This is a genomic window from Vibrio sp. JZG10, from assembly GCF_054064075.1.
Genome location: NZ_JBSUGE010000009.1, coordinates 70,582 through 89,213 on the forward strand (window position 1 = coordinate 70,582; position 18,632 = coordinate 89,213).

An 18,632-nucleotide genomic window follows, 5' to 3' on the forward strand; every position below is an offset into this window, starting at 1 on the left:
TCCTTACTGCTCACTAGCCGCTTCAACAACTACGTCATCAACTTTGTTGGCCAGTACTTGATCGCCATCGCGAACAAACCCTTGCCCCAGCACGATAATATCGGCTCGCTCTCCTAACCCAGAGAGCCAAACACCATCATCCTCGGCCTTAATGAGCTGAATCGGAACAAACTCAACATGCTCATTACGCAGTGTTTTAACACCTAAATTACCTTCTTCATCGAGTGCTAGCATTGCAGCCGTAATCTTTACCGCCAACACTTCACTCAACGGCAGCTGTACTTCAGCGCTCATACCGGCCGGAATTCTTGCGTCTTGGTTATCAATTTCGATTTCAATTGGAAAGGTGTTAGTAGAAACAGAAGAAACACGCCCAATGTAGCGTACCCGACCTTGATAATGCTGTTGGTTAATGGTTCTTACATCGGCTTGTAGGCCTTCCTTAAGGTATTGTATATGCCGCTCACTGACATCGGCTTCAATCACCAAAGTGTCCAAATCAATAACCGTCGCAATAGGATCGCCAATCCCTACAAAGTCTCCTAACTCAACAAAGTGGTGATCAACAATGCCATCGAATGGTGCTTTCACCTCGGTATTTCTTAATGCCGTTTGCACGTTACTCAAGTTCGCTCGAGCATCCACCAATGCCGCTTGTGCTGTCGCAAACGCAACTTCGCCTTGTAGTCCGCGACTTTTTAGCGACTGAGCTGCATTAAACTCTTTCTCTTTAACCAACAGCATCGCCTGAGCCCGCTTGAGCTGAATACCAAGATCGCGCTTGTCGATGCTTGCGATCACTTGCCCCTGCTTGACTGTTTGACCTTTTTCTATATTGAGGCTGACTATTTTACCGGCGACTTCAGCGCCAAGGCGCGCTTGACGATTGGGTGCAGTCCGCCCATACAGTTCGATGGTTTTACTTGTGGGTTCAGCAATAAAGGTGTCGAACATCACCTTTGCAAGTGGCGTGGTGTTCGTTGAAGAGGATGAAGAATTGAGATTATCATCTTGTGCTTTCAGTTGACCGATTGCCAGCCATGCAACAAGAAGCAATATGAGGATAAGAGATACTAGCCACGGGCGCTCGACAATGCGACGTCCGAAAGACGATCCAGACATATAAAGTCCTTTTTATTATTTCTCTGCATATTCTGCGAGAGCGACTTTACGTGACATCCTTCTACGTAAAGTTCAGGCAGCCACTGGCTGCCTGATTGGTGTTAATTACACACTGAACGATGCACCACAACCACATGTTGTCGTTGCATTTGGGTTGTTTACAAAGAAGCGCGCTCCTTCTAACCCTTCTGTGTAGTCAACAATGCCGCCAACGAGATATTGCAGACTCATAGGGTCTACAACCAGTGTTACACCACTGTTTACGATTGTCGTATCGCCTTCGTTTACATTTTCATCAAAAGTAAAGCCGTATTGGAAGCCGCTACAGCCGCCACCAGTAATGTATACGCGCAGTTTCAATGCTGGGTTTTCTTCTTCAGCAATCAATGCTTTAACGCGAGATGCTGCTGCGTCAGAAAAAGATAATGGTACGTTTACTTCGCTCACGAAGACCTCTCTCACTCGTGTAATGCGTCAAGCCTGAAGCAAGACGTCAAATTTGTGCTAATTGAGACGATTATCCAATACCTGACAAACTCGTTCAAGTATTCACCGCCGATTCTTTATAACAGATGCGGATATATAAGATTACACTGCGAAACAACACATAAATTAAGCAAAACGTTTCTAACTTGATTATAGCTAGGTACAATGCGCTCCACTTGGTCCGAGCAATCAAAAGAGGATAACCCCATGACCAAATCATCAGAGCTGTATCAAAAAGCTCAGCAAACCATCCCTGGCGGTGTCAATTCACCAGTTCGTGCATTCAACGGCGTTGGCGGCTCTCCGCTATTTATCGAACGAGCAGACGGTCCACTGATTTTTGATGCCGATGGTAAAGCGTACATTGATTACGTTGGCTCTTGGGGTCCAATGATTCTTGGCCACAACCACGCGGTTATCCGCGAAGCCGTCATTGACGCAGCGCAACGCGGCCTTAGCTTCGGTGCGCCAACAGAACTTGAAATCGCGATGGCAGAGTTAGTTTCTGAACTTGTTCCATCAATGGAGCAAATCCGCATGGTAAGTTCTGGTACCGAAGCGACTATGAGCGCGATTCGCCTTGCACGTGGCTTCACTGGTCGCGACAAGATCATGAAATTTGAAGGTTGTTACCACGGCCACGCTGACAGCTTGCTAGTTAAAGCGGGCTCTGGCGCATTGACTCTTGGTCAACCAAGCTCTCCTGGCGTTCCTGCAGATTTTGCTAAGCACACGCTAACAGCAACATTCAACGACCTAGATTCTGTACGCGAGCTATTCGCTGCTAACAAAGGCGAAATCGCTTGTATCATCGTTGAGCCAGTTGCAGGCAACATGAACTGTATCCCACCAGTGGAAGGCTTCCACGAAGGTCTACGTGAAATCTGTGATCAAGAAGGCGCCCTACTGATTTTTGATGAAGTAATGACAGGCTTCCGCGTGGCACTTGGTGGCGCACAAGCGCACTACAACATCAAGCCAGACTTAACGACACTGGGTAAAGTGATCGGTGGTGGTATGCCAGTGGGTGCTTTCGGTGGTCGTAAAGAAGTAATGCAATACGTTGCGCCAACGGGTCCGGTTTACCAAGCAGGTACGCTTTCTGGCAACCCTGTCGCAATGGCTGCAGGCTATGCATGTTTGAACCTTCTAAAAGAAGAAGGCAACGAAAAACGCCTAGCTTCAAAAACCAAACAACTAGCAGATGGCTTTAAGTCTCTAGCAGAGAAACACGGTATTCCTCTGGTTGTGAACCAAGTGGGCGGCATGTTCGGCTTCTTCTTCACTGACCAAGAAAAAGTGACTTGCTACGAAGACGTAACGAAGTGCGATGTGGAACGCTTCAAGCGCTTCTTCCACTTAATGCTCAAACACGGTGTCTACCTAGCGCCTTCAGCGTTCGAAGCGAGCTTTACTTCCCTTGCTCACGGTTCAAAAGAAATCGATGCCACGCTAGAAGCAGCTGACCGCTGTTTTGCAACTCTTGCAGAAGAAGCAAAATAATCGCTTAAAAGCTGCGATAACTAATTTAAAAAGGACTATCACGGTCCTTTTTTATTGCCAATTCAATATAACCAATACTGCTAAAACACCAATAACAATGCCAAACCACGGTATTCGTTTGGCTTTTTTCTCGGTTTGACACTTTTTATCACCGTTGCAACAACCCATAGTTCATCTCTTGATTGATAACCGACTGATTTGTGGTCATTATAACAAGGTATATTGCTCTGCTCTAATTCGGCATTGTCATAAGCTTGAAAGAGTTAAGAGTGCAAAGTAATAAAGGTTCAACGCCATCTTTGAAGGCGCAAACCGTAAACGTCACCTGTAAGTTGGACTAATCTCATGCCAAATAATGTAAAAATAACGTCGAGTCACCGAGTGCTAATGGTCTCTTTACTCGCCGCTGCTTTTGCTTGCTACTTATTGGTTGAGCCATACATCAATTCCATTGTGATGGCTTTTATCATTTCTTTGCTCATGTTTCCGGTACACGAATGGTTTGAGCGAAAAATTCCCAAGCACCCCAATATGGCCGCACTGCTGTCATGTGTCGTCTTGACGTTTATTATCGTTATCCCACTGCTATTTGTGTTTGCAGCCATTGTTCAACAAGGCTCTGTTTTTTCACAAAATACGTACAACTGGGTCACTAATGGCGGCATCCAAGATATATTCCAACATCCTTTCGTTATCAAAGGTTTAGCTATAGTTAATGAGTACTTACCTTTCGATAAAATCGAGCCAAAAGCCATTGCGGAAAAAATTGGTCAATTTGCCACATCGTTTGGCTCTAACCTAGTTGCTATCAGTGCCAAAATTTTAGGAGACGCCACCAACTTCCTGATGAACTTCTTCCTGATGCTGTTTGTGCTGTTTTTTCTGCTTCGTGACCACGACAAAATTATCTCTGCGATTCGTCATATTCTGCCACTCTCACGTAGCCAAGAAGACCGCATATTGACAGAGATAGAGCAAGTTTCTAAATCAGCCGTGATGGGCTCATTCATGACAGCGATTGCTCAAGGTCTGGCTGGCGGTATCGGTATGTGGCTTGCTGGCTTCCCGGGGTTATTCTGGGGAACGATGATGGGCTTTGCATCATTCATCCCAGTGGTCGGAACCGCACTAATCTGGATTCCTGCAGCGGCGTACTTGTTCTTAACAGGCGATATGACTTGGGCTATCTTCTTGACGGTGTGGAGTGTGGTCGTCGTTGGTTCTATTGATAACCTATTGCGTCCGCTGCTAATGCAAGGCAGCGCAGGCATGAACACCCTAATGATTTTCTTCTCGTTACTGGGTGGTCTGCACCTGTTTGGATTGATCGGCCTAATTTACGGTCCACTGATTTTTGCCGTGACAATGGTACTGTTTAATATCTACGAAGAAGAATTCAAAGACTTCCTCAACCAGCAAGACAACAGCTAGTCACAGCTTAATCACTTCAAGCTTGGGGCAGATTGTGCGAAAATCTGCCCCAATTATTTCTGATGAACCCAATTTATGTCTGCTTATATCGCTCCTAGCCAAATAGCTCAGCGTCAGCTCGAGTACTTCAACGGAAAACATGTTTTAGTTGCAGGTGAAGTCGAAGATCTCTTTCCACTTGAACTGACCAAACACTGTGAATCTGTGGAAGTCTTCACTTCAAACTACAGCTTCTACCGTCAAATTCGCACTCATAACAAGGTTAAAAGCCATTTTGGTTCTGAGTTTAATACTGAGACACAAGCAGACATGGTGCTTTTGTACTGGCCTAAAGCCAAAGCCGAAGCCGAATACCTTCTGGCGATGTTGATGGCGAAACTAGGCGTGAACACTGAAATTGTAGTGGTTGGCGAAAACCGCTCAGGTGTTAAAAGCATCGAGAAGATGTTCAAAGAGTATGGCCCGGTCAATAAATACGATTCCGCTCGTCGCTGTTCATTTTACTGGGGCACTTGCCTCAATGAACCAAAGCCGTTCAATCAAGCAGACTGGTTTAAAACCTATACGGTCACACTTGGTGAGCAATCACTAACTGTTAAGAGCTTGCCTGGAGTATTCAGTCATGGCGAATTCGATTTAGGTAGCCGCCTATTACTCGAAACCCTACCTACTCTATCAGGTAAAGTCCTCGACTTTGGATGTGGTGCTGGGGTGTTAGGTGCTTTCATGGCAAAAGCCAATCCGGAAATTGCGATTGAGATGTGTGACATTAACGCGTATGCCATCACATCGAGTCAAGCCACACTAAAAGCCAATGGATTAACCGGCCATGTATTCGCCTCTGATATTTACTCAGACACTGCCGACGATTATCGTTTTATCATCAGTAACCCACCTTTCCACAGTGGTTTGGATACGAACTACAACGCAGCAGAAACACTCTTGGGTCAGGCTCCAAAGTATCTCGATAACCATGGTGAAATGATCATTGTCGCGAATAGCTTCTTAAAATATCCACCAATTATTGAGCGAGCGTTTAATAATTGCGAGACGCTAAATAAGACCAATAAGTTTTCTATCTACTACGCGAAAAAGTCATAATCTTCCCTCGCGCAGGTACAAACCTGCGCGATTTTTTCTCAAAAACTCAACACTCATAAGAAAAACTGCGTCACCCTGCACGCTTTACAACTAACTTTCTTGTCAAAGAAAAAAAACTCGTTAATTTTGTTAATTCTATCTAGTTGAACTTCTTATCCGTTTTTAACGAGAACCTCGGCAGCGAAGTACATTTTAGAACTGCCCTTTATGAGTTGTAATCTTATCCATGTTTAAATTCTACAAAAAACAGAAATTTAAGCGCCTTCAGAGTACACTGATGACCGCATTTCTGGTGCTCAGTATCACACCTCTTACTATTACTGCGATCTTTTTCCTACAGTCCCACAGTAAAGATCTGCAAGAACAAAGCACCTCACACTTGTTGTCTGTTCGAGATACAAAACAACAGCAAATTATCGACTACTTTGAGGCGCGGGAAACCGAAGTCATGGGCTTTGTGCGCTCTGAACTGGCTTACGCCAGTGGTGGTCGATTCTACGGTCTCGTCAATGCTTTTAGTCGTTTAGGTAATGACATTGAAGAATCTCGTAAAAATGCCCAACAGCGCTACATTGAAGGCAGCGGAGATCAAATCAAAACGTCAACGTTACCCGAGTCTTCCAACTATGTCGGAAGTGAACGTTACCGACTCTTACATAAACGTTACCACTGGGCCTACTTGGAGCTCCTCAAGCGCTCTGATTTTAATGATATTTTGCTGGTCGATATCAACGGTAATGTCACCTACTCGATCAACAAAGACGATAACTACGGAACAAACTTATTATCAGGTCCCTACAAAGACTCAGCACTTGGCAAAACCTTCAAGCGTCTAGCTGATGACGTCACTGAACGCCGTAAGGTGAATGAAGACTACACCCCTGTTATTGTGTCTGATTTCGAACTGGAAGGTGGTAAACAAGTCGCTTGGTTAGGTGCTCCAATTGTTCAGCAAGGCTACCTACACAGCTATGCTATGTTCCGCTTACCAAATAATGGCATCACGAAGTTAGCCGCAGACGCCAACCGAGAGTCATCCATTAACACCTTACTGGTTGGAAATGATCACCAACCTCGCACAATTAACACCAAGCAAGATGACATTAAGAACAGCTTAGAAGTGATCGATAAAGCACTCTCTGGTGCATTTGGCGTCGGCACTTACACGAACGGTTTAGGTGAAGAGATCATCGCTGCTTATGCACCGATTGAGACGCGTGGTGTTATTTGGGCACTCGTCGTGCAATTACCAGAAAACGAAGCTTTCGCTCGTATTCATCAACTCGAAAAACTGTTTGTTATCGCCATGCTGATCGCCATCATTCTAGTGGTAATCGCTTCCCATTATTTATCAAACTTTATTACTTCTCCGTTGCTGAAGTTAACTTGGGCTGCCGAAAAAGTGTCTGCCGGAGATCTTGATGACACCACCTTTAATACGGTTCGCAAAGATGAAATTGGCCGTCTTGCGCTGAGTTTTGAACGAATGCAACGCTCTATTCGAGAGAAAATTCAAACCATTAAGAAGCAAAATGAAGAGCTCGAGAGCAACATCCAGATCATTCAAAAACAAAATGATGAACTGCAATTGGCCGACAAACTTAAAGATGAGTTCTTAGCCACCACTTCTCATGAACTCCGCACACCATTGCACGGCATGGTCGGAATCGCTGAGACTTTAGCGTCCGGCGCTAACGGTGCTATTCCTGCTAGCCAAAAATATCAGCTTGATATCATCATTAAAAGTGGGCAACGTCTCGCAAACCTTGTTGATGACTTATTGGATTATCATAAAATGCGTTACGGAAGCATGGATATCCAGAAGTCAGCGGTGAGTTTAGCCAGTGCAACGCGACTGGTACTAGAGCTTTCCAGCCATTTACTCGGAAATAAAACCATCCGTATCATCAACCAAGTACCAGCGGATTTGAAAGCGGTGTCTGCCGATCCTCAACGCCTTGAACAAGTGTTATATAACCTGATCGGTAATGCGATTAAGTACACCTCAGAAGGTAAAATCGTTATCTCCGCCAATGTGGTTGATGATCATGTTCGTGTGCAAGTTGTGGATACTGGGCAAGGTATTCCCGCAGAACATCTTGAACATATTTTCGAGCCACTTATCCAAGCAGGACAAGACGCAAGTCGCTATCGTCAAGGTGCGGGGCTCGGGCTTTCGATTAGCCGTCAATTGATTGAGTTGATGGGTGGCTCGTTATACGTCAGCAGCCAGCCTATGGTCGGCACCACCTTCAGTTTCACGTTACCACTTGCCAGTGAAGAAGAGATCCAAACAACTCAAACCCTTGCAGCACACGGACACTTCCAGATTCCTGAAATCGATGTAGAGAACAATGAAGACTTATCACTGCCAGAGAATCCAGACGGCCCGTTACTGTATGTCGCTGACGATGAGCCAGTAAACCTGCGTGTGCTTGAGAGCTTCTTACGTTTAGAGGGCTATCGCGTACGTACCGTCTCTGATGGACCAGAAACATTAGCACTCGTTGAGCAGGAAAAACCGGAACTCCTGTTATTGGATATCATGATGCCAGGCATGAGCGGCTATCAAGTCTGCAGTGAATTACGTGAAACTTATGACCATGCCGAGCTACCTATCATTATGCTCACCGCGCTTAGTCAAACAGAAGATCGTGTACGAGGCTTTGAAGCAGGAGCCAACGACTATTTATCTAAGCCATTCAATAAACAAGAGCTAGCTGCGCGCATCCAAGCGCACTTAACGGCAAGCCAAGCTGAAATGCGCCACATGGAGAATAAGATACTTGAATCTGAACTTCGCCAACGAGCGGCTGTAGAGGCAAGCTTATTAGAAACTCAAGGGCGATTGTTGGAACAACTGGAATCGGCTCCTGAAGCGATTATCTGTTTGCGTGAAGATAAACGTATCCGGTTTGCTAATGAAGCTGCTTGCAAGCTATTCAAGCGTAACTTAGAACAATTAAAACGTTCATCTGCCGATGAGTTGATTGCACCTAAGTATCTGACCGTCAAACAACCTCATTACTGTGGCAAGATTGATATCTATATTGAAGATATTCGTCAAAACATCGAAGCAGACATTCTTAAACTACCTGAAGGCTCAGGCTTAGATGTCATGTATATCTTTAATGTTGGCGGAGGAGCCAATGCCGCTCGCATACACAACCTAGAAACCGCAGTAGAGGTGCTTTCAAGTTATGCTTTTGATGGCGATAAAGACCAACTGCAGAAGCTGAAAGAACTCGGTGGAGAGTTTACACGCCTTGCAGACAAAGCGCTTGGTAACAAAAAAGACAAACAAGAGCTAATGCGAGAAATTCTGGTCGACGCAATGACACATGCCTTAGAGTATTGGGAGTCAGTCACTGGTGAAAGTAAATTCGCATTTGCCGAACAAAGTGGCTTATGGCGCGTTTATCTTGACCGTAGCACTCTGCAAACACGCACTTTGGATAAATACATGCGTATAGAAACGCTGCCAAAAACGCCACGTTGGAGAACGGTATTGAGCTCGATAGAATTCATCCTTGAACACTGTAAAGAACAGAGTCCTGAGCGTGCGTACATCGAAGCTCAACGAGATAAACTACAGCGACTGTTGACCAGCTAATACCTATCAAAAACTAGCCCAGCGCATACGCTGGGCTTTTTATTATCCAAGCCTTCTCTTTCTCTAAAGACGAACAATACAGCGACTCTCTACCGTTACCACATTAAAATGCCGAATAAGCCTCTGGACAAAGTTGTTCATGGTAGGCATTCCAAACATACGCTTCTATCGATATAACTTACCCAAACTAGGTTGAGTCGAGCGAATAAAACACTTCATTTTCACAATAAAAAAAGAGCAATAAATGAGAGAAAACTGTCGATAAAAGAGACTATTTTTCAGATAACAAACGGTTTTTAACCAACAATTGACAGAGATTGCGAACTCAATCACAACAGAACGGCAGATTAATTTTTAGCTAATTAATTAACACATTTTCTGCATGTGAGCGAGATCTCCGAACCAGGAAGAGAATCATAAGGCTTTTATTTTAAATAGATTATAGGTTAGCAATTACTAACACTCACTATTAATGAGGATATAAACTGCGACGAATATCAACGTTTATTTTTTGGTCTATCTCTAGTCAAATTTAGCCAAAATAACGTTTATAACGGAGAGTGACGATATTTTAACGTTTTTAACGAGAATCGAGTTTGATTATTTTATGGATAAGGTGTTTTCTTACTCCTGCCTAAGGCCTACAGGCCACTCTTGGCGAAACTCAATGTTGTAATGAGTAATGCATAAACAAGAGGTAGGTCTTGGAGAGTGTTTATCAATTGATGACATTCAATTCCATTTAGTGAAATGAAAGCAAATAGTAAGGAACAGCTATGCTTGCCAATATTAAAAAAACAGCACTAGCAACAGCAATTATTGCAACGGCTACTACAGGTTTTGCATCGGTAGCTACTGCGGCTGAACGCAGTGAACTGACTATCCACCCTAAAGAGTTTACAACTTTCGTTCGTAACTTTAACCCTTTCTTGGGTGCAACTAACCTGCACACAACAACCGACTTTATTTACGAGCCGCTCGTTGTTTTTAACGAAATGCACGGTAACACGCCAGTATTTCGTCTAGCAGAAAACTTTACCATGGCTGATGACCTAATGAGCGTGACCTTCGATATTCGTAAGGGCGTAAAATGGTCTGACGGCAAAGCGTTTACCGCTGATGACGTAGTTTATTCTTTCAACCTAGTTAAAGAGAAGCCAGAGCTAGACCAATCTGGTATCAACTCTTGGGTTACTGGCGTAGAGAAAGTTAACGACTACAAAGTTAAATTCCGTCTAAGCGAAGCAAACTCAAACGTTCCTTACGAAATTGCGAAAGTACCAGTTGTACCTAAGCACGTATGGAGCAAAGTGAAAGATCCAGCAACATTCACAAACGAAAATCCTGTAGGTAGTGGTCCATTTACCGAAATCGACACTTTTACACCGCAACTATACATTCAGTGTGAGAACCCGAATTACTGGGATGCTGATAACCTAGATGTAGACTGTCTACGAGTGCCACAAATCGCGAACAACGACCAATTCTTGGGCAAAATCGTTAACGGCGAAATGGACTGGACGTCTTCATTCGTACCAGACATCGACCGCACTTACGCTGCAGCAAGTCCGAATCACCACTACTGGTACCCACCAGCGGGTACTCAAGCGTTTGTAGTGAACTTCAAAAACCCAGACGCGGCGAAAAACGAAGCACTTACTAACGTTGACTTCCGTCGTGCGTTCTCTATGGCGCTAGACCGTCAAACGATTATCGACATTGCATTCTACGGTGGCGGTACAGTAAATGACTTTGCTTCAGGTCTAGGCTACGCATTCGAAGCTTGGTCTGACGAAGAGACGCACAACAAGTACAAAGGTTACAACACATACAACGCCGAAGGTGCGAAAAAGCTTCTTGCTAAAGCAGGCTTCAAAGATGTAAACAAAGATGGCTTTGTAGATACACCATCTGGCAAGTCTTTCGAGCTTCTCATTCAATCGCCAAACGGTTGGACTGACTTTAACAACACTGTACAACTAGCTGTTGAGCAACTAGCAGAAGTAGGCATTAAAGCACGTGCTCGTACTCCAGATTTCTCGGTATACAACCAAGCAATGCTAGAAGGTACATACGACGTTGCTTACACCAACTACTTCCACGGTGCGGATCCACACTTGTACTGGGACAGCGGCTACAACTCGAAGCTACAGTCTGGTGACGGTATGCCTCGCTTTGCAATGCACTTCTACAAGAACGATAAGTTAGACGGTCTTCTTAACAGCTTCTACAAAACCGCTGATAAGCAAGAACAGCTAGAAATCGCTCATGGTATCCAGAAGATTATTGCTCAGGACCAAGTAACCATTCCTGTGCTATCTGGCGCGTACATGTATCAATACAACACAACTCGCTTCACTGGTTGGTGGAACGAAGAAAATCCTAAGGGCCGTCCAAACATTTGGGCTGGTATCCCAGAGCGTCTACTTCACGTGCTGGACCTAAAACCAGTTAAATAAGTAGAAGTTCATTTCAAGCGGCATACATCCCGTGTGCCGCCTATAAAAATCCCTTGTTAACGAAACCAATATGTGGCGCTCGTCGTCAGGGGATTTTTCGCTCTAAATTTCGCTAGGAGCGACCTGAAACCAGAAACAGGGAAAAAATCTGGGTGAGTAAGGTGTGAGTTATGGGTTATTTTTTAAGACGTTTGTCGTTCTATCTTGTCGCGCTCTTAGTTGCAGCGACGTTAAACTTTATTATTCCGCGAGCAATGCCTGGTGACCCAGTTACCATGATGTTTGCTAACGCTTCTGTACAGGTGACGCCAGAACGAATAGCAGCAATGAAAGAACTGCTCGGTTTCGTTGATGGGCCGATTTACATTCAGTACTTTTCGTACATTAAAAACATTCTAAGTTGGGAGCTAGGTACATCAATCCAGTTCTACCCTCTTTCAGTTAACTCTTTACTAGGTAGTGCATTTGGCTGGTCTCTCTTCCTAGCTGGTACTGCGGTTGTACTTTCTTTCTCAATCGCTTCTGTACTCGGCATTTTTGCCGCATGGAAGCGTGGTAGTAAGTACGATGCATTCGTAACGCCTGGTACATTGATCATTCAAGCTATCCCACAGATGGTTATCGCAATGTTAGCGCTGTTTACCTTTGCGATCGGCCTAAAATGGTTCCCATCTGGCTATGCTTACACGCCAGGTACTATCCCTGATTGGTCAAGCTGGGAGTTCATCAAAAACGTGGGTTACCACGCAGTACTGCCTCTATTCTGTGCAACCATCGTTCAGATCGGCGGCTTCCTCGTCAATATGCGTAACAACATGATCAACCTTCTCGCCGAAGACTACATCACGATGGCGAAAGGCAAAGGGCTGAGCGAGAACCGTGTCGTCTTCAATTACGCCGCACGTAACGCGCTACTTCCAAGTGTAACCGCGCTATCTATGTCTTTGGGTATGGCCATTGGTGGTCAATTGATCATCGAGATGATTTTCAACTACCCAGGTTTAGGCACCGTGCTACTTAACGCAATTCACGCTCGTGACTACCAAGTACTTCAAGGTCAGTTAATTATCATGACGATGTTCATGCTGTGCTTCAACTTAATGGCTGACATGCTGTACATGATTCTAGACCCTCGCCTACGTACGGGAGGCAAATAATCATGAAAGAACTATTCAAACTTATTTTAGGTAACTCATTCGCTCGAATCGGTCTTGGTATTGTTACCGTATTCGTATTCGTTGCGATCGCAGCTCCTTTACTTACGAAACATGCGCCAGACAAGCGAACCGGTAATCCACACGAATACCCTAGCTTTGTCGTAAAACAAGCGCAAAATAATCCTGATGGCTGGGTAGCTAAAAATCTAGCAGATGATCGTCGTACGCTGATTATGTCGAAAAAGGCTGATCACGTTCTGGGGACTTCACGTATGGGTCGTGATATTTGGTCACAAGTGGCTTACGGTGCTCGCGTATCGCTGGGTGTCGGCTTTGGTGCTGGCATCATCGTATGTTTCCTAGCAACGGTCATTGGTATCTCGGCAGGTTACTTCGGTGGCAAAGTGGATGACATATTGAGTGCAGCGATGAACATCATGCTGGTAATCCCTCAATACCCATTGCTCTTTGTACTGGCAGCCTTTATTGGCGAAGCAGGTCCACTCACCATTGCCTTGATTATCGCTGGTACCTCTTGGGCGTGGGGCGCACGTGTTGTCCGTTCTCAAACCATGGCTCTGCGCGAGAAAGAGTTTGTGAAAGCCGCTGAAGTATTGGGCGAGTCTTCATTCCGCATCATCTTCGTTGAAATTTTACCAAACCTAATCCCGATTGTCGGTGCAAGCTTCATCGGCTCAGTAATGCTCGCTATCAATACTGAGGCTGTAATCTCGTTCTTGGGCCTGGGCGATGCCAACACCATCAGTTGGGGCATCATGCTTTACAACGTGCAAACCTCATCAGCAATGTTGATTGGCGCATGGTGGGAAGTATTAGCACCTTGTATCGCCTTAACTCTTTTGGTGACTGGTCTTGCTCTACTTAACTTTGCCGTTGATGAAATTGCTAACCCACAGCTTCGTTCTCACAAAGGCATGAAACGCTGGAAGAAACTGGCAGAGAAAGACAAGAAAGAGCGCGCGCCTGAAATGGCACCACAAAATGCACTATGGAGCGGAGATAAATAATCATGACTGCACCACTAATTTCTATCCGTAACCTATGCGTAGATTACATCACAGATGCGGGCGATGTCCGCGCCTGTAACAACGTTAGCTTTGACATTGCGCCTGGTGAAGTCTTTGGCCTGGCTGGTGAATCTGGCTGTGGTAAATCCACAGTTGCTTTCTCGCTCATGCGTCTTCATAAGCCGCCAGCATTCATCACTGGTGGTGAGGTCATCTTCAACGGTGAAGACATCATTAAGTACAGCGATGAACGTATGCAATCATTCCGCTGGAGCGAGATGTCGATGGTGTTCCAAAGTGCTATGAACGCATTAAATCCGGTGCTTACGATGGAAGAGCAGTTTTGCGATGTCATCATGCGCCACACCAACATGACACGTGAACAAGCGAAAAAGCGCGCCGAAGGTCTGCTGGAAATCGTTGATATTCACCCAAGCCGCTTAAATGACTACCCACACCAATTTTCTGGTGGTATGCGCCAGCGCTTAGTCATTGCGATTGCTCTGGCTCTCAATCCAAAGATGATCATCATGGATGAGCCAACGACGGCACTCGATGTTGTGGTTCAGCGTGAGATCTTACAAAAAATCTATGCACTGAAAGAAGAGTTCGGCTTCTCGATCCTTTTCATTACCCACGACTTGTCACTCATGGTCGAGTTCTCGGATCGAATCGGCATTATGTACTCCGGTGAGTTGATTGAAGTTGCCCCTTCTAAGCAAATTCTGGAAAGTCCTTACCACCCTTACACCAAAGGTTTGGGTAGCTCTTTCCCTCCACTAACTGGTCCTAAAACCAAATTAACTGGTATTCCAGGCAACCCTTTGAATCTATTAGAGATTCCTCAAGGCTGCCGATTCCAAGCTCGCTGCGACCGCGTCCACGAAGCTTGTACACGAGTACCAACTCAGCTGCGTCAAATTGAACCTGGTCGTTTTTCAAATTGCCACTTATACGGCGACACGATTGCTCAAGCTAAGGTTTAACAACAAAAAATAACGCTAGCTAAGAACAAAATTACACTGGAGAGAATTATGAGCAAACAACTCGGCGAACTGCTGATTGAGGGTAAACATGTCGTTAAGGACTTCCCTTTAAATAGTAACTCAATCAAGCAGTCAAAAATGCGCGCGATCAACGACGTGTCATTCAAGATGTACAAGAGCCGCGGTTTGTCAGTAGTAGGTGAATCAGGCTCTGGTAAATCTACTACCGCTAAAATGATAGCTAAAATGTACGCCCCTACAGAGGGGGTGATCGAATACAGAGGTCGTGATATCCAAGATATTACCTCTCGACATGACTTGATGACATACCGTGAAGGCGTACAAATGGTATGGCAGGACCCATTTGGCTCACTAAACCCTACACACAATATCTTTCACCATATTGCTCGCCCGTTGCTGATCCATAAAAAGATTGCACCAGGCAACAAAAAGGAACTGGAAGAGCGTGTGTATGACCTACTAGAACAAGTTGGTCTGATTCCGCCAAAAGAAACCGCGCAAAAGTTCCCGCACCAGCTATCTGGCGGTCAGCGTCAACGTGTAAACCTAGCTCGTAACATCGCTGTAGGTGCAGAAGTGGTATTGGCAGATGAGCCAACATCAATGCTGGACGTGTCAATTCGTGCTGGTGTTCTTAACTTGATGGAAGAGATGAAGTTCGAGAAACAAATGTCTCTGCTTTACATCACTCACGACATCGCAACGGCGCGTTACATTGCTGAAGATCTCGCGGTTATGTACGTAGGTCACATGGTTGAATGGGGGGATACTGAGGAAATCATTCACGATCCTCAGCACCCATATACGCAACTCTTGGTATCTGCGGTTCCAGATCCATCGAAGTCTATTCACGAGAAGCTGAAAGGCAACAAAGGGGAAATCCCACTTTGGACACCAGATTCAGTCGGCTGCCCATTTGCAGGACGCTGCGTACACGCAACCGATAAATGTCGCGAACGACTACCGGGCGTCACTCAGCTTTCTGAGAACCACTTTGTTCGCTGTTACTTATTTGAAGATTAATTATAACGAGGGTCAGGTTCAGCCTGACCCATTCCTGTTTTATCGTTTCCCGGAGACATTGAATGCTGCTACTGACTAACCACATTGGTTATGAACATCTGGGCCCAAAGAAAGCCATTGTCCAGACCGAACAACCACACTTGTCTTCTTACACTGCCCAATTGATTTGTGCCACTACCGAGCAAACCGTGGCAACTTTTGCGGTTGAAGAACAGGGTAAAGTGGCGAACTGGCATCAGGGCTATTTCTACCTCATCGACTTTTCACCTTTCACAGATTCAGGCGACTATTTCCTGCAAGTGGAAGATACGCGCTCTTCCTCTTTCACCATTGGCGAACATATTCTGTTGGATCAAACTTTGTCGGATGTGATCCACTACTTCAAATCACAACGTTGTGGTGGAATTTTCGATCAACAAGATCGACAAGTGCCAGTGCTCAACGCCAACCAAACGGTTGATGTACACGGAGGCTGGTACGACGCATCTGGAGACGTTAGTAAATATTTAAGTCATCTTTCATACGCTAATTATTTGAACCCTCAACAAACCCCAATGGTGGTTTGGAACATCCTAAAAGGGCTTTCATTGCTTGAAGGAAGCGAAGACATTGCAGCCTTCACACGTACACGTCTTATTGAAGAAGCCCTGTTCGGTGCAGACTTCCTTGTTCGTATGCAAAACGAAAAAGGCTTCTTCTACATGACGGTCTTTGATAAGTGGAGCAAAGATACTGCGCAACGAGAAATCTGTGCCTACGAAACGCAACTTGGTCACAAATTTGACGACTACCAAGCAGGCTTTCGACAAGGCGGCGGTGTAACCATCGCAGCGCTGGCCGCGGCGTCGCGTTTAGGTGTTCACGGCGAATACGATCAACAAAAATACCGCAACGCTGCTGAAAATGGTTACTGGCACTTAAAAGAGCACAATACGCAGTACCTCAATGATGGTGAAGAAAACATTATCGACGAATACTGTGCGCTACTAGCCAGTGTAGAACTGTTTAAAGCCACCAAAGAAACTCGCTACTTGGAAGAGAGCCGTTGGTGGGCACAACGCTTAGTTGCCCGCCAAATGAGCGACGAGCAGATTCAACACTTTTGGTCTGCAAACCAAGACGGCAGTCGTCCATACTTTCACGCAGCTGAAGCTGGCCTACCCGTTATTGCCTTGTGCGAATATCTATCAATTGAAGACGACTCCGTACAGACAGAATCTGTAAAACGCATCGTTAACCGAGCGTGTGAGTTTGAGATCAAAATATCCAATAAAGTGACCAACCCATTCGGTTACCCTCGCCAGTATGTTAAAGGCGTAAATGAGTCAAAACGCGATGCATTTTTTGTCGCACACAACAATGAATCCGGCTATTGGTGGCAAGGCGAGAATGCTCGATTGGGCTCACTCGCGACCATGGCGTATCTTGCTCAACCGCATATAGCGTCGCAAGAAATACAGCAACAACTTTCCGTGTTTGCTCAAGATGCATTGAACTGGATTGTAGGCTTAAATCCATACGACATGTGCATGCTTGACGGCCACGGTCGTAACAACCCTGATTACCTTCCTCAATATGGTTTCTTCAATGCTAAAGGCGGTGTGTGTAACGGAATCACTGGCGGGTTTGAAGACGAGGAAGACATCGCTTTTAACCCACCAGCACAAAAAGACGACATGTTACAAAACTGGCGCTGGGGTGAACAATGGATCCCGCATGGCGCTTGGTACTTACTCGCGATAATGAGTCAAGCTCAGCATATTTCTCAGTTGGCAACCTCTAAAAATATTAAGGAACAATAATCATGGGGATGTATTTTGTTGGTATCGATGGTGGCGGCACGTCATGTCGAGCCAGGATTAAAGATTCACAAGGTAATTTTCTTGGCGAGGCCAAAAGCGGAAGCGCCAACATCATGCTAGGCGCTGAAATTGCAATGGCTTCGATTCTTGAATCCATCACTTCGGCTGCCGAGCAAGGTGGCCTGACACAACAAGATTTCGCATCGATGCATGTCGGCTTAGCCCTTGCAGGTGCTGAGCACAAAGCATCTTGGCAAGCCTTCATGTCTCTTCCTCATCCGTTTGCCAGTATGACTCTTAATACTGATGCTTACGGCGCGTGCGTTGGTGCACACAATGGCGAAGATGGCGCAATCATGATCGCAGGAACGGGTTCTTGTGGCATCTATCTTAAAGGATTGGAGCAGCACGTTGTCGGTGGTCGCGAATTCCCTATTTCGGATCAAGGTGGCGGCGCAGTGATGGGGCTTCGCCTAGTTCAACAAGTGTTGTTAGCAGAAGATGGCATCAGAGAGAAAACGCCTCTAGCACAACACGTCATGGCGTATTTCGAAAATGACGTCGATAACGTGGTGGCTTGGTCTAAACAAGCGCTTCCTCGTGATTATGGCCAGTTTTCTCCTGCAATTTTCCAACATGCAGAACAAGGTGATGCACTAGCAATTGAGATGCTGAAGCAAACTGCAGCTGATATAGAAATGTTTCTCGTGGCATTAAACAAGTGCGGCGCAACGCGTATTTGTTTAATGGGCAGCATTGCTGAACGTATTTTACGTTGGCTTTCGCCACCCGTTCAGCAATGGGTTGTTGAGCCACAGTTTGACGCGATTGAAGGCGCAATTATGTTTGCAGGTAAACCTGAACATAACCTTTACTCGCTCAGTGCGGCGTAGGAGTAGA

At 45.5% G+C, this 18,632-nt stretch carries 13 protein-coding genes; 11 read left to right on the top strand and 2 right to left on the bottom strand.

The window, feature by feature from the left end:
* Positions 1–3: 3 nt before the first annotated feature.
* Positions 4–1,122, bottom strand: a complete 1,119-nt coding sequence (locus ACWYVB_RS12005; protein ID WP_395222244.1) for an efflux RND transporter periplasmic adaptor subunit — start codon at positions 1,120–1,122, stop codon at positions 4–6.
* Positions 1,123–1,227: 105 nt separating this feature from the next.
* Entirely contained in the window at positions 1,228–1,569 is a 342-nt protein-coding gene (erpA, locus tag ACWYVB_RS12010; protein WP_005380031.1) for an iron-sulfur cluster insertion protein ErpA, read from the bottom strand.
* Positions 1,570–1,815: 246 nt separating this feature from the next.
* Between erpA and hemL the strand changes: the two genes are divergently transcribed.
* The 11 genes from hemL (at position 1,816) to ACWYVB_RS12065 (ending at position 18,625) form a co-directional block, all read left to right on the top strand.
* A complete protein-coding gene (hemL, locus tag ACWYVB_RS12015; protein ID WP_012841437.1) occupies positions 1,816–3,111 on the top strand; it encodes a glutamate-1-semialdehyde 2,1-aminomutase in 1,296 nt (431 codons plus the stop codon).
* 345 nt (positions 3,112–3,456) lie between these two features.
* Entirely contained in the window at positions 3,457–4,542 is a 1,086-nt protein-coding gene (locus ACWYVB_RS12020; RefSeq protein WP_394452030.1) for an AI-2E family transporter, read from the top strand.
* 75 nt (positions 4,543–4,617) lie between these two features.
* Positions 4,618–5,643 (top strand): 16S rRNA (guanine(1207)-N(2))-methyltransferase RsmC, encoded by a 1,026-nt coding sequence (rsmC, locus tag ACWYVB_RS12025; RefSeq protein WP_005394693.1) that lies wholly within the window; start codon positions 4,618–4,620, stop codon positions 5,641–5,643.
* Between the two features lie 226 nt (positions 5,644–5,869).
* On the top strand, positions 5,870–9,256 hold the full coding sequence (locus tag ACWYVB_RS12030) for a hybrid sensor histidine kinase/response regulator (protein WP_048625952.1): 3,387 nt from the start codon (positions 5,870–5,872) through the stop codon (positions 9,254–9,256).
* 776 nt (positions 9,257–10,032) lie between these two features.
* Positions 10,033–11,715, top strand: a complete 1,683-nt coding sequence (locus ACWYVB_RS12035) for an ABC transporter substrate-binding protein (RefSeq protein ID WP_005394703.1) — start codon at positions 10,033–10,035, stop codon at positions 11,713–11,715.
* Between the two features lie 170 nt (positions 11,716–11,885).
* Entirely contained in the window at positions 11,886–12,872 is a 987-nt protein-coding gene (locus ACWYVB_RS12040) for an ABC transporter permease (RefSeq protein ID WP_005394705.1), read from the top strand.
* 2 nt (positions 12,873–12,874) lie between these two features.
* Positions 12,875–13,900 carry an ABC transporter permease gene (locus tag ACWYVB_RS12045; protein ID WP_005394707.1) on the top strand — a complete coding sequence of 342 codons (1,026 nt, stop codon included), beginning with the start codon at positions 12,875–12,877 and terminating at the stop codon, positions 13,898–13,900.
* Between the two features lie 2 nt (positions 13,901–13,902).
* Entirely contained in the window at positions 13,903–14,886 is a 984-nt protein-coding gene (locus tag ACWYVB_RS12050; protein WP_005394709.1) for an ABC transporter ATP-binding protein, read from the top strand.
* Positions 14,887–14,934: 48 nt separating this feature from the next.
* The gene (locus ACWYVB_RS12055; protein ID WP_005394711.1) at positions 14,935–15,930 is read left to right on the top strand and encodes an ABC transporter ATP-binding protein; all 996 of its coding nucleotides are present in this window, start codon (positions 14,935–14,937) and stop codon (positions 15,928–15,930) included.
* A gap of 62 nt (positions 15,931–15,992) precedes the next feature.
* Positions 15,993–17,732, top strand: coding sequence for a glycoside hydrolase family 9 protein (locus tag ACWYVB_RS12060; protein ID WP_395222245.1), 1,740 nt, complete (start codon positions 15,993–15,995; stop codon positions 17,730–17,732).
* 2 nt (positions 17,733–17,734) lie between these two features.
* Entirely contained in the window at positions 17,735–18,625 is an 891-nt protein-coding gene (locus ACWYVB_RS12065) for a BadF/BadG/BcrA/BcrD ATPase family protein (protein ID WP_395222246.1), read from the top strand.
* Positions 18,626–18,632 lie beyond the last annotated feature (7 nt).